General features: G+C 43.0%; 11 protein-coding genes. 6 read left to right on the top strand and 5 right to left on the bottom strand.

Going from position 1 to position 13,072, the window contains the following annotated elements; genetic code table 11:
• Nucleotides 1-11 precede the first annotated feature (11 nt).
• The 3 genes from J7W08_RS00055 to J7W08_RS00045 are packed head-to-tail and all read right to left on the bottom strand — an operon-like array spanning nucleotide 12 to nucleotide 1,668.
• A complete protein-coding gene (locus J7W08_RS00055) occupies nucleotides 12-371 on the bottom strand; it encodes a DUF2149 domain-containing protein (protein WP_233084702.1) in 360 nt (119 codons plus the stop codon).
• A complete protein-coding gene (locus tag J7W08_RS00050) occupies nucleotides 368-991 on the bottom strand; it encodes a MotA/TolQ/ExbB proton channel family protein (RefSeq protein ID WP_233084701.1) in 624 nt (207 codons plus the stop codon). Before J7W08_RS00050 ends, J7W08_RS00055 begins: the two co-directional genes overlap by 4 nt.
• Nucleotides 992-993: 2 nt before the next feature.
• The gene (locus J7W08_RS00045) at nucleotides 994-1,668 is read right to left on the bottom strand and encodes a DUF2162 domain-containing protein (RefSeq protein WP_233084700.1); all 675 of its coding nucleotides are present in this window, start codon (nucleotides 1,666-1,668) and stop codon (nucleotides 994-996) included.
• 568 nt (nucleotides 1,669-2,236) lie between these two features.
• Here J7W08_RS00045 and J7W08_RS00040 point away from each other — a divergent pair.
• The 4 genes from J7W08_RS00040 to J7W08_RS00025 are packed head-to-tail and all read left to right on the top strand — an operon-like array spanning nucleotide 2,237 to nucleotide 5,629.
• Complete coding sequence (locus J7W08_RS00040; RefSeq protein ID WP_233084699.1) at nucleotides 2,237-2,950, top strand: FKBP-type peptidyl-prolyl cis-trans isomerase; 714 nt, start codon at nucleotides 2,237-2,239, stop codon at nucleotides 2,948-2,950.
• 23 nt (nucleotides 2,951-2,973) lie between these two features.
• A complete protein-coding gene (locus J7W08_RS00035) occupies nucleotides 2,974-3,354 on the top strand; it encodes an OB-fold nucleic acid binding domain-containing protein (RefSeq protein WP_233084698.1) in 381 nt (126 codons plus the stop codon).
• A 60-nt stretch (nucleotides 3,355-3,414) separates the two neighbouring features.
• On the top strand, nucleotides 3,415-4,575 hold the full coding sequence (locus J7W08_RS00030) for a nucleotidyltransferase family protein (protein WP_233084697.1): 1,161 nt from the start codon (nucleotides 3,415-3,417) through the stop codon (nucleotides 4,573-4,575).
• A gap of 19 nt (nucleotides 4,576-4,594) precedes the next feature.
• Entirely contained in the window at nucleotides 4,595-5,629 is a 1,035-nt protein-coding gene (locus J7W08_RS00025; RefSeq protein ID WP_233084696.1) for a lysylphosphatidylglycerol synthase transmembrane domain-containing protein, read from the top strand.
• Between the two features lie 29 nt (nucleotides 5,630-5,658).
• On the opposite strand, the gene J7W08_RS00020 is transcribed toward J7W08_RS00025, so the two are convergent.
• Nucleotides 5,659-7,353, bottom strand: a complete 1,695-nt coding sequence (locus tag J7W08_RS00020; RefSeq protein ID WP_233084695.1) for a radical SAM protein — start codon at nucleotides 7,351-7,353, stop codon at nucleotides 5,659-5,661.
• Between the two features lie 221 nt (nucleotides 7,354-7,574).
• On the opposite strand from J7W08_RS00020, the gene J7W08_RS00015 reads away from it, so the two are divergent.
• Entirely contained in the window at nucleotides 7,575-9,425 is a 1,851-nt protein-coding gene (locus tag J7W08_RS00015) for a PAS domain-containing sensor histidine kinase (RefSeq protein WP_233084694.1), read from the top strand.
• Nucleotides 9,426-9,956: 531 nt separating this feature from the next.
• Nucleotides 9,957-11,618 (top strand): dihydroxy-acid dehydratase, encoded by a 1,662-nt coding sequence (gene ilvD, locus J7W08_RS00010; protein ID WP_233084693.1) that lies wholly within the window; start codon nucleotides 9,957-9,959, stop codon nucleotides 11,616-11,618.
• Nucleotides 11,619-11,743: 125 nt separating this feature from the next.
• Here ilvD and J7W08_RS00005 read toward each other — a convergent pair whose 3' ends face one another.
• On the bottom strand, nucleotides 11,744-13,072 hold the full coding sequence (locus tag J7W08_RS00005) for a hypothetical protein (RefSeq protein ID WP_233084692.1): 1,329 nt from the start codon (nucleotides 13,070-13,072) through the stop codon (nucleotides 11,744-11,746).

Raw genomic sequence — 13,072 nt, 5'->3', positions numbered from 1 at the left:
ACTCGAAAGAATCAGGTGCTCGTCTCATTCCCAGAATCAGGAACGTAGATAACACGACCATCCGCCAGTTTGTAAGCAGTACCCAGTGCTTCACCAGTACCTCCACCGATCTGTTCGGTCATGTTCAGCACTTCTATATCCTGCCCTTCCTTGACTATGATCTTCATATTCTCCTGACCAGGATTCTTTACGATAGTGATATCTTCAGTAGGACTGAGAAGCTCAGGGAGCTGGAAAGACATCACAAGAGCTATCAATAGAGCTACTGAGAAAACCATGGCAACATCGAAGAGGTTAGCCACTCCAGTAAGAGGGTTCTGATCTTCTTCTTCATAGAGGATGCCCGGTCGATGATACCTTTTCCTTCTCATTGTTCGGTCTCCAAAGAATCAACAAGATAATCAATGTCTGCCATATCCTGCCAGTACCACCTCTTCCTGATCAATGTAAGTACGTACCCCACGATACCTGCAAAAAGACCAAGCACTGTTGTAGCAAAAGCGATCATCAGGTTGTTAGCAAGCTGGAGAATGTCACCCTGTGCAAGACCAATGAGTGCGGGACCCAGTGGAATTAAAGTTCCCATCAGTCCGAGCATAGGGGCTACTGTAGACAGTATCTTTGTTTGCTCCAGGCGTTTTGTCATTCTGACTTCATACTCTTCGGACAGCCATCCTATAGAAGAAAGAGTGTTCTTTTTCAGATGATCTGCTGCATCGTTTGCAAACGATGTGACAAGCTGGTTCTGTTCAAGCTTAAGAAGATGTGATGCGGCTTCATCGTAGGAGGATTTGTTTACATTCTCCTTGACGTTTCTGCCTATCTGCTCAAGTTGCTTGACATTTCGATGACGTTTTGCATATTCCGAGATGAACTCACCGATCAGACCAAGCGATACCGTAACTGCCAGGATCAAAAGTATGACCACCGGATACAGCATGGCAGCTGAAGCAGTATACATTATCTGGAACAAAGAAGAATCAATAGCCATATTTAGTTACTCCTAATTTTATCAAGAACAAATCCCCCGGCAATGAATATTGCAAAGACCACGAATGGAAGAATCTCCAAAGGCGGTGCGGAATACGGAGGGATGTTCATCTGTTTTGTTTTAATGTAAGTAGGTACAAGGATGGCTCCCATGAGATAGTAGATACCAAGGATCATCATGACGTTACCAAGTGTCTCCGGGGTCTTGTTCAACTTCTTGCAAAGAAGAGAAGATGCAACCACAGAGACGAAGAAAACAACGCCCACAAGCAACCCGATCCAGAGCCCACTCATCTCAAGAGATGTTGCCAGAAGCATACAGGAGATGAAGAGCGCTGTCAGGCAGACCGGACATGGCAGGGAAATCACAAGGAATGTGCGATGGGAAACATCACAACCACAGTTCCACTGTTTCTGGGTGTAGATACCTGCCCCGATGAGGAGCAACGCAACCAGAACGTGAAGGGACATTCCCATGCTTGCGATCAGGTCAAGGTTTGACTGATCTACATATCCAATAAGACTGCCTATTATCAATGACAAAATGAAATAGCTGCCACCGATCGCAAGGATCTCTTTTGTGCTGCGATTGGAAAAACCACAGCCAATCCCGGTCTTAACACCAAACAGAAGAATGGCCATCAGGATTCCCACAACAGTGAGAAGCACCATGTTCATTCACAGTCACCTCTTGAAAATTTTAAACTTTTGCATAAAATGTATGTTAATAGCAACATGCCTACCATCCAAATTGATAATTATTACACTATACTAAGTCAAATATGATGTTATACTAAATTACACAAGTATAATTGAGTGCCACAAATAATAGTATGATAATATATAAAGATTAGTTTTTGAATTATATATATGATGCATAACAATAGTTATGTAGGATTTATAACAAATATATGTAACCTTATTTAGAAACGAAGTAGAGAATCACATTTCGAAAAAGTGAAACTAAAAACTCATAGAATTAAGGCACAAACGCCCTAAAAAAGAAAATAAACATACAATTACCATATAAATTAAGTGTACAATAATATATTTGAAAACTTAAGAGTACATAATTTGGCAAATATACAAAAAAACCAATAAGTCATACTTAATTGAATTTTTGTGCTACAAATTGAGTGTTTATTATAAGTAGAATCACAGAAAATAAGAATAAAACATATAGAAACTCAAATATAGAATATCAAAATGCTTATCACATATTATATGTTTAGAAATGTTGATTCCAATGAAAAAAGCAATATTACTTGTTATACTTGCAGGCATAGTCCTCATTAGCGGTTGTACAAGCAATTCCGTGGACAAAGAAGATACAATAGGTAACGAAGCAGACTACACTAATGCAAATAATCCCGGAGTTCAAAATGATACAATTGTGGAAGAAAGCCGCTCCAATGTAACTGATCCCATGGAGCAAGAAAATGCAACCGTAAACGAAGAAGACAACTTTAATGCAAGCAATTCAGGGAATCAGGAAGATACTATGGTAAAAGAAGGAGATACTATCACTGTCAATTATATTGGCCAGCTTGAAGATGGAACAATTTTTGACACATCACTGGAAGAGGTCGCAAAGGAAGCCGGACAATACAACCCTGCAAGGGAATACAGTCCGCTTGGATTCACTGTGGGTGCTGGCCAGATGATCAAGGGCTTTGACAATGGTGTAATCGGAATGGAGATCGGAGAGGAACGTACAGTAACGATGCCGGCAGTAGATGCATATGGAGAGTACGACGAGGAACTTGTCCAGCCAATAGAGATCAATCATCTCAAAGAGATGGGGATCGAGCCTGAGGTAGGAATGCCACTTTACACCCAGCACGGACAGGTAACTGTAGCTAAAATGAACGACACACATGCATTCATTGACTACAATCACCACCTTGCAGGAAAGACACTTGTCTTCAAGATAACACTGGTATCTATCGGACAAGAATAAAACAAAATAACATTTGATCAAGGATGGAAAAGGAAGAAAAGATCGTAGTAGTCCTGCTGGTGATGACCATCCTGTCACTTGCAGTAGCTTATTTTACATACCTTCCCGGGGAGCTGACAGGAGACATCCAGCCACTAACAGATTCATCCGAACTTGGAGAGAAGGTCTTTGTGGAAGGAACGGTCCTGAGCAAGCGGATCACATACACCGGAGACCACCTTATTCTGGAAGTCGATCACAACACACAACCCATAGCGATCTTTGTACCAAACAACCGTGGAGCTGAAGAGATCAATGAAAAGATATCCACCAATGACCAGGTACGTGTTACCGGCATACTGGATGAATATGAAGGGGAGCTTGAGATCATTGTCCAGAAGGCAAACGATGTCAAAATCTTCTGAAACTGATCTTGAAAATTTTATAACGGTAACAATATAAGTGAAAAGGTCATCTTCTGAGGTATGAAAGCGTGTATCATGTGCGGAGGGGAAGGCACACGACTTCGCCCTTTAACTTTTGAAAGACCAAAGCCAAGCATACCTATCCTGAACAAGCCATCAGTTGTTCATCTGATAGAGCACCTCGCAAAAGAGGGTTTCACTGAGATCGTCATTACGATCGGATATATGGCAGAAAAGATCGAAGAGAGCCTTGGGGACGGACGTATGTATGGAGTACATATCGACTACGTCTATGAAGAGAAAAAACTCGGTACTGCCGGCGGTGTGAAGAACGCAGAAAAGTACCTTAAGGACGAGCCATTCATTATTGTAGGCGGAGACCATGTCATGGACCTTAACCTTCGCAATATGTACCGTTTCCATGAGATCAACGATGCTGTAGTTACTATCGGACTGATGTCCATTGACGATCCAAGGGAGTTCGGTATCGCTGACATGGATGTCAACAACAGGATACACCGCTTTTTTGAAAAGCCAGGCCCTGGAGAAATTTTCAGCAATCTCGCAAGCACAGGCATATATATGTGCAGTCCAGAGATATTCGACTGGATACCTGAAGGAAAGCAATATGATTTTGCAAAGGATCTTTTCCCAGCATTGATGGAAAAGGACAAGCCGATCAATGGCATGCTTGTACGTGGCCACTGGACGGATGTGGGAAGTGCGAACGCATACAGACAGGCACAGAGATGGATGCTCGACTCCCTCCCTGGAACCTCCATCGAAGGTAACTTCAAGACAAAGAATGCACGTATCGTCGGACCCCTCAAGATAGGGAACAACGTGGTCGTAGGTTCAAACTCCGCACTTGTAGGACCAATTGTCATCGGGGAAAACACAACTATCGGAGACAACGTCCTGATAGGACCATACACAGCCATTGGTTCCAACTGTGTCATCAAAGATAACTGCAGGATATTATCGTCATACATATTCAACGATGTCACTATCGGAAACAACTCCAATGCATCCGGATCAATTATCGACAACAATACGGTAATCGGAAAGAACTGCAGCATGGAGAACGGAACGGTTATTGGCCCCCGTGTAAACATCAAAGATGATGCAACCATCCATTCCGATGTAAAGATATGGCCGGAGATCAAGATAAAATCAGGCTCAAGGATAAAGGAGACCATAATCAACCCTGACCTGGACTGAAAAGTAGAACACCTGAAACATGAATCGATTCTTTAAGTGGCTCGTAATCTCATTGCTGTTAAGCTTTACATCAATTGTAATTCTGCTGTTCTTCACAGTGGACACGACCACCATCGATTCGATCCTTAACATTAAAAAAGAAGCGATCTTAGCTGCCATCGCACTTCAGGTGTTTTCATATATTATATGGGGACTTCGCACAAAGTTCATGTGCCAATCCATGGGCCATAATATCAGCTCATTAAAGACAACGGAGATCGCTATATCCAGCCTCCTCGTAGCTGCAGTCACACCATCTTCTGCAGGAGGGGAGGCTCTAAGGGTCCATCTTCTTTCAAAGAACGAGATACCCATAGGACAGGCTACAGCAGTTGTCATTGGTGAGAGACTTACTGATGCCTTTTTGATACTCCTGACAGCACCTATTGCACTCTACATCTTCAGAGGTATGATAGCCGGAGAGAATTTTGACATCCTGCTCATCACAGGAGAAGCAATACTGCTCTCAGCCCTGGGAACACTGATATATGGAATATGGAAACCTGACAGAACAAAGAGTATGGTCCATTTTCTGGTGAACAGAACTACCCGTTTTCATGGAAAGAAAACCGATGAAGCGATCACAATCCTGTTGAAGAAAGTAGATCGTGAACTCGATGATTTCCACTATGGACTTCGATACCTTCTGAAAAAAGGAAGAAGAGGCCTATTATATGGAACAGTGTGCACCATCATATATCGCTGTGCCCTATACTCCATCCTGCCCGTCATACTTGTAGGACTTAACCAGCCACCACACATTGTACTTGCCTTTACGGCACAGATCCTGCTGACAATAATAATGATAATACCTGCAACTCCCGGTGCAAGCGGTGTGGCAGAGTTAGGTGCAAGTTCGCTGTTCTCAGTACTTCTTGTATCCCCTGCTTTGATAGGAATAACCGTGCTGACCTGGAGAGCACTCACATATTATACCAATATAGTCGCAGGAAGCTTTGTGAGCCTGAAGGTCCTCAAAGATGCAGATTTCCTGAACAATTCAATTAAGAAATAAGAAAAATTAAGACAGGAGAAATAGCAGGATCATACTGCTATATATTTCATTAATTTCTCCACATCCGGCACCTTCTCCAGCACTTCATTCTCATTTACATAAGGCACACCACGGTAGATGCTCGAAGCTTCAAGATCACTTATACCGGGAATTTCCCTGATAACAGACAAGGGTGCAGAATTTATTTCAAGCGGATAAGGAATGGCTTTTACAGAACGCTGGCCATGTCCCACGATCACCACGTCAGTGAATTTACCAAGAGGAAGAGGAAGCGGCATACCGACAAGTAAAGGATAGGAACCGAACTGCCTGCCAAATGTAAGATCAGTCTTTGAACCCTCATTGTGCACTTCGCACATCACATCCCGAAGTACAGTACCTTTAGGAACTACCTTCCGAAGCATTGGCAGATCTATCTCTTTTCGTATCTTTTCCTTGTATTTCAGGAACAACTTCTTGTGCTTGCCCACAAGCTCATCGTTGCCATAGACCCGGGTATCGGGAAATGCCATTACCTGACGGATATTGATCCTCCTTACAAGAAGACCTGAATCCAGTACATTCTTGAGGAAATCATAGTTCATCTCAAATGTCTTCTTTGTCTCACCTGGAAGGCCATGTACAAAGTTCAACCCCGGTAAAAGTTCCGGGAGACCACTGCTACCCCTTAGAGCACCAATTTCATTGACCATTTTGATGACATCCAGTACATCTTCCGGCATTGCTTTAAGGTCATTTGCACGCACCACATTGGGATCAGCGCTTTCCATTCCAAGAGCAGCAATATCTCCTGATGTATGATGACGGACAATCGTCTTCAGTATCTCACGGCTCTGCCCAGGGTATGCAGCGATAGTTGCCGGATTTGCATTGTCCATATGAAGGACATGAAGATCAGGTGCCACTTTGCGAATGCCACTGTAAAGAGATTCCAGAACCGAGGGATCCGGTTGCAGGATGTCCGCACCGATATCCTTTGCATGGAAACTGAACAGGTCAGGCTGCCTACCAATACGGAAATTCCTGGCACCAGCCGCATAAAGGGAAGAGACCTCATCGATCACATCGGATACCAGGCGGTAGTCCGAAGGACCGTAGAGCCTTTCAGTACAGAAAGAGCAGTGGATCTTACGACCACAACCACGATAAGTCTCAAGCTCGCACATGACATAGGGATAATCAGGATGTCTTTCGATGATAAAAGCACCAAGAAGGGACCACATACCGATCTCTCCCACTGTCCTCAGCCTGTGAACAATATCCTCAGGATCAAGCAGAGAACCGTCCTCGAAGAGATCGTAAACAAAAGCTTCGATGTCCTTCTTTGCAATGACAACATCTTCTGCTTCGATACCCAGTTCTTTGGCACCTGTACCACCTTCTTTGCTGAAACCAAGACGTATGGGACCACCGATAACTTTCAGCCCTGGCGAAAGACTGCAGATATTCTCGATCTCACCGGGAGTGATAGGAGATGATCGGAGGTATTTTCCCGGCACCGTGATGCCTGATAATATGACCACAAGATCAGCATTTTTAAGAGCAAGTACATCTTCCGAGGTTGCTGTCCTCAGGCTATCGATGGTAAAATAATGGATATCATCCTCTGCTATGCCCCTTTCACGCAGGGCACCAGCAATGTAACGTATGTATGGAGAGATGTATGGCGGAACCCCGAAACACGCAGGTTCGTCAACATAACCGTCTATGATCACTGTTCTCATGAGAATTAGAATGGAAGGATACCTTATAAATGAACCTTTTGAAAGAATCGTATTATATGAAGATTGGAAGCAATACAACAGGAAGAAAATAGTACATTGAATTATTAAATTTAACATCATGCGATGAAGAAAAGTTTCATTGTTATTTTTGGAAATTTATATATGTGTTTAAATAGATATTTCGTTGGATTATTTTAGTCTTCTGCGCTGGAGGGAGAGAATTGGAAAAACATTTTGAAACTATATTTAATTCAGTAAACGATGGAATTCTCATCTGTAGCCTTGAAGGACATTTTTTGGAAGTGAACCAGATCACTTGTGATGAATTGGGATATCAAAGGGATGAATTGCTACAAATGACGGCAATGGATATTACGCCCCCGGAATTTAGAGAAATGGCAGGCGAACTAATTGTTGAAAAAATGAATCAGGGAGGCGGATTTGTCGAAACTATTGGCAAACGTAAAGACGGTTCTTTGGCACCATTTGAGCTTAATATTCGTCCAATCGAATACAAAGGAAATCCTGCCATTCTGGCTGTTGCCAGAAATATAACCGAACGTAAGCAGATGGAAGAATCCTTACGCAAGAGCGAAGCAAGTTTGTCCAATGCCCAGCGTATTGCCAAAATTGGCAATTGGGATTGGGATATAGTCAACAACGAAGTTTACGCATCTGATGAAATCTATCGTATTTTTGGTCTGACTCGCGTGGAATCCAAAAGTGCATATAATGCGCTTCTAAATTGCGTCCATCCTGATGATAGAATGTTTGTTCAGGATAATGTAAATAAGGCAATATATGAAAATAAACCGTATAGTATTGACTACCGTATTCTTTTGTCCGATGGCTCAGTTACTATCGTTCATTCACAGGGTGAAGTCATTTTTAACGAAACTGGCCAAGCTATTCGGATGGTTGGCACAGTGCAGGATATCACCGAAAGCAAGAAAGTAGAGACACTGTTGAGAGAGAGTGAGGAACAATACCGTACATTGTTCAAGGCTATTCCGATAGGTGTTGGACTTACGGATTTGGCTGGAAACATTATTGCTTTTAACGATGCCATGCTCAGCCCAGGCGGCTACACTCAAAAAGATATACAAAATATAAGGTCTGTGGCGGAACTATACTACGACATCAATGAACGCAACAATGCCTTAGCAATTGCTCAAAAGCAAGGTATCCTCCATAATCATGAAGTGCAGATGAAGCGTAAGGATGGGAGCCCTTACGATACTCTTCTAAATCTGATTCCCGTAGAGATCAAAGGTCAGCAATGCTGGCAGGCAACGGTTGAAGACATCACCGAACGCAAGAAGGCAGAAGAAGCAATGCTCAATTCCAAACTTGCTGCGGAAGCTACCAACCAGGCTAAGACCGAATTCATCGCAAATATGAGCCACGAACTGAGAACTCCTTTGAATTCGATCATCGGATTCTCGGATATACTTAGTAATGACAACTTTAACAACCTGAATGATACACAAAAAATTTATCTAGCTAATATTAATGCAAGTGGAAAGCATCTTTTAGGAATAATTAATGATATTCTTGATCTTTCAAAGATCGAAGCTGGTAAGATGGAGCTAATCCCTGAAAAGTTTGATATTCGCGATGCAATCAATGAAATAAAAATGACAATGACATCTCTTGCAACAAAGAAGGAGATCAAACTCAAATGTAATTTAAATATCGGAAATCCCCTAATCGTGGCGGACTCAGCAAAATTCAGGCAGATTCTCTATAACCTGCTAAGCAATGCTATAAAATTTACCGACAAGGGAGGATCTGTGACAATAGGAGTAAACACATCTAATGAGCAGGTCTCTGTTTTTGTAGAAGACAATGGAATAGGAATCTCACCAAATGAGCAGGAGAAACTTTTCGATTCTTTTAGTCAGGTGGATTCATCAACATCAAGAGAATATACTGGCACAGGCCTTGGTCTTGCCCTTGTGAAATATTTTGTAGAGATGCATGCCGGCGAGGTTTGGGTTGAAAGTGAACCTGGAAAAGGAAGTACATTCGGATTTAGTATACCAATTGATCCAGAAAGCACATCTTATTAATTAATATTAGCTCGATTGCAACTGCTTTAGTAGACAACTTTTTTATTTTTTAAGCGCATTAGCACAATGAAGAAGTGGGAAACTATTTTTCAAACTGGAAATATCCAGAAGTATTAAGCTATTAGGAGCCTGGCATGACCTGTCGGGCTCCAGATACCTTTTGGCACATGAGATAGAAAACACTGAAAACTTATGCAACTGCCACTACGCCTTGGACACATATCCGCTATATCGACAGCTTTCCTATAATGGATACAGATGAACTTGATGAATTCATGTCCAGGCACATGAAATGATTTTTCAGCGAGATGAATGATTTTAATATTTCGATGGTAAACATTTTGTGAGTTCATCGAACACACTTATTAACAATTTGGTTTACATTTTTCTCCCTGATCAACAAATATAGCCAAATTAAAGCTTCCAAAGCAGATACCTTATAAATGAACCTTTTGAAAGCACTTTAACATAGTGTACTTATACTTTAATCGTGTAGAATAGTGCGTCATGGAGTTTTACTGAGGTTATCATATGAGAAGTGACAATACAAAGAAAGGAGATGCACGTGCGCCAAACCGTTCGCTTTTGAAAGCGATAGGAGTGACCGATTCAGAAATGAAGAAGCCGTTCATAGCTGTTGTGAATTCATGGACAGAGTTCATTCCGGGACACATCCATCTTGACAAGGTTGCAGAAGCGGTAAAGGCCGGCATTCGCAATGCAGGCGGTGTTCCTTTCGAATTCCATACCATAGGTATCTGTGATGGTATCGCGATGGGACATGAAGGAATGAAATATTCCCTTCCAAGCAGGGAAGCCATTGAAGACACCATTGAGATCATGATACAGGGTCAGCAGATGGATGGTATGGTCATGGTAACATCATGTGACAAGATCACACCTGGCCACCTCATGGCTGCAGGAAGACTTGACATCCCGACAATGGTCGTCACAGGCGGACCAATGCTGCCTGGATATGTTGATGACAAATATACCGACCTTGTTTCCGTCTTCGAAGGTGTAGGGTCCTGCCAGAGCGGAACGGTCTCATCCGAGAAACTGAAACAGCTTGAAGACATGTGTTGCTGCGGTGCAGGCTCCTGTGCAGGAATGTTCACAGCCAACACAATGGCATGCATGACAGAGGCACTGGGACTCAGCCTGCCTGGTTGTGCAACCGCCCATGCAGTTGATGCAAAGAAGATGCGTATGGCAAAAGATACCGGTGAAAGGGTCGTTGAGCTTGTAAAGAAAGGAGTTACAGCCCGCCAGATCGTTACCGAGAGATCATTTGAGAACGCAATCATGGTAGACCTTGCAGTAGGAGGAAGTACGAACACCACACTTCACCTGCCTGCAATCGCACACGAGTTCGGAATTGAACTCCCACTTGAGAAGTTCGATGAGCTCAGCAAGACAACCCCACACCTGATCGGACTCAGACCGGGCGGAGAGAACTTCATGCTCGACTTTGAGAGAGCAGGCGGAGTTCATGCGATCATGAAGAGGCTGAAAACAAAGCTGAACCTTGATGAGAAGACCATCACCGGAAAGACCGTTGGTGAAAATGTAGATGAGTTCATGATCTATAACCCGAAGCTGAACGCCCGCATCATAACAACACTTGAAGCTCCACTCCACGAAGAGGGCGGAATTGCAGTCCTGAAAGGAAACCTTGCTCCTGACGGAGCAGTTGTCAAACAGGCAGCCGTAGATGAGAAGATGCTCAGACACACCGGTCCTGCAAGGGTATTCGATAGTGAAGAAGATGCAATGTCTACGATCATGAAAGGCGGGATCAAGTCAGGGGATGTTGTCGTCATCAGGTACGAAGGACCAAAAGGAGGTCCTGGCATGCGTGAAATGCTCTCACCAACATCAGCTATTGCAGGAATGGGACTTATCGATTCAGTAGCACTTATCACCGACGGAAGATTCTCAGGCGGTACAAGAGGACCATGTATCGGTCACATCTCACCGGAAGCCTATGAAGGCGGACCTATCGGTCTGATACAGGAAGGCGACATAATTGAGATAGACATGCCTGCAAGGAAGCTTGAACTCAACGTTTCAGACGAAGAACTGGAAAAGAGAAGAGCAGATTTCAAGCCGGTAGAGAAGGAAGTTACAGGCTACCTTTCAAGATATCGAAAAACAGTTAGCTCCGCAAATCGGGGAGCTATCAGGGACTAAGCTGCTGTTTAAGCGGTTTATTCCTTTTTTTAATTCTTATTTTTTTAATCCCAGATGACAAGCTCATGCTCCGATCATAAGTTATGATCTTTGAGCTATAACCTGATGCAATCTATAAGACAAGATCAGACAGATTTCTTTTCAGGAAGTTTCATAAGGTACACCCTGTCATCCTTTACAATTTTGGAGATCTTGCCATCAGAAAGAAGCTGATCTATCTTAGACTCCACTTCATCGTCCAGATATCTCTTGGAAAGAAGGCTTTTGATCACATCTTTCTTCACTTCCGAACCAGATGGGAGATAAGCAAAGACACAGCTTTCAAGTTTGTCCGCAGGTGGAACATTTACATCTGGAACAGGTGTATCTGGTTTAGCGGTCAGAGGAAGTTTCTCAGGAACATCATTTCCAATAGTACCAGTAGCAATCTTTTCATCCTGTAAAAAAGAGGGGAATTGCCCTCCTGTAACCAACTCAGGAGTCTCTGCAGGAGTTAGAGGTGACATATCAACATTGAATAAAGAAGGCGTTGAAAATGGATCAGGCAAAGAACCTTCATTATCAACCGCAGCTTTCGCAATATCCAGAGAGCTGCTTTCAGTTGGATTTTCCATCGCATCATCCTGTTCGATCTCTGCTACCGGAACTGCAACATCGTGCAGCAATTCCGGAGGGATCTTCATTTCAGGGAAGGAAAGAGTAGCATAAGGAACTGATTCCCTAGGTATTTCAGCCATCATTTTACCGGGAGTCGATGGAGAGGGAGTCTCATGCTCACTTTTGCCATCCCCCCTATCAGATAAGATAGAACTCTCCTTAAGGAATTGAACATTGGCACTCATATCAACAATCTGTTTCTCAAGCTCACAGATACGCTCGGTAAGATCAACAATGATGCTCTCGAAACAGGCCATATTTTCAGTAGACGAACTGTTTTCCTTTTCATTAGAACCCATTAACTCTGGAACTGACTTGGAGCATTCTCCAACCGGATCAGTAAAATCGACATCGAGAATAGGTTCTTTGCACTCATCAAGATCATCCGGATCCACAAGACTGCAATTGCAGCATAAAGTGAACTTATCTTCCGTATCGTCAGCGATTATGTATTTCTCTTCAAGAACATCTTCAAGTTCAAAGCATGCATCCTCAGGAATATATTCAGAAGTATCCCCCGGATCAGGAATTTCTTCACATATATCCCCAGAGTCTGCAACTTCTGCAGCCAGATTATCATTTTCAGTGTCACCATCAGGAACATCCCCTGTAATTTCAGCAATGTCCTTTGGTTCTTCAAAGCAAGGCTCATCAGCACCTTCCACAGAGCCTGCATTGCCCTTAGCGGATGCTTTCAGCTTGTTCTCAAGAAGTTCTATCAAAAAGGAATCCTTATCAGGAACATTAGATAGTTCCTCATACAATTCATCAGATATACTGATCTTAAGTTCTTTCAT

The organism is Methanococcoides orientis, assembly GCF_021184045.1.
In the GTDB taxonomy this organism is placed as follows: domain Archaea; phylum Halobacteriota; class Methanosarcinia; order Methanosarcinales; family Methanosarcinaceae; genus Methanococcoides; species Methanococcoides orientis.
This window is presented reverse-complemented; position numbering and strand designations above follow the sequence as displayed.

Bases quoted from the DNA above. Each gene is read 5' to 3' on its own strand.
- J7W08_RS00045 (WP_233084700.1), bottom strand. From the start codon at position 1,668: ATGAACATGGTGCTTCTCACTGTTGTGGGAATCCTGATGGCCATTCTT.
- ilvD (WP_233084693.1), top strand. From the start codon at position 9,957: ATGAGAAGTGACAATACAAAGAAAGGAGATGCACGTGCGCCAAACCGT.
- J7W08_RS00040 (WP_233084699.1), top strand. From the start codon at position 2,237: ATGAAAAAAGCAATATTACTTGTTATACTTGCAGGCATAGTCCTCATT.
- J7W08_RS00055 (WP_233084702.1), bottom strand. From the start codon at position 371: ATGAGAAGGAAAAGGTATCATCGACCGGGCATCCTCTATGAAGAAGAA.
- J7W08_RS00035 (WP_233084698.1), top strand. From the start codon at position 2,974: ATGGAAAAGGAAGAAAAGATCGTAGTAGTCCTGCTGGTGATGACCATC.
- J7W08_RS00030 (WP_233084697.1), top strand. From the start codon at position 3,415: ATGAAAGCGTGTATCATGTGCGGAGGGGAAGGCACACGACTTCGCCCT.
- J7W08_RS00005 (WP_233084692.1), bottom strand. From the start codon at position 13,072: ATGAAAGAACTTAAGATCAGTATATCTGATGAATTGTATGAGGAACTA.
- J7W08_RS00020 (WP_233084695.1), bottom strand. From the start codon at position 7,353: ATGAGAACAGTGATCATAGACGGTTATGTTGACGAACCTGCGTGTTTC.
- J7W08_RS00050 (WP_233084701.1), bottom strand. From the start codon at position 991: ATGGCTATTGATTCTTCTTTGTTCCAGATAATGTATACTGCTTCAGCT.
- J7W08_RS00025 (WP_233084696.1), top strand. From the start codon at position 4,595: ATGAATCGATTCTTTAAGTGGCTCGTAATCTCATTGCTGTTAAGCTTT.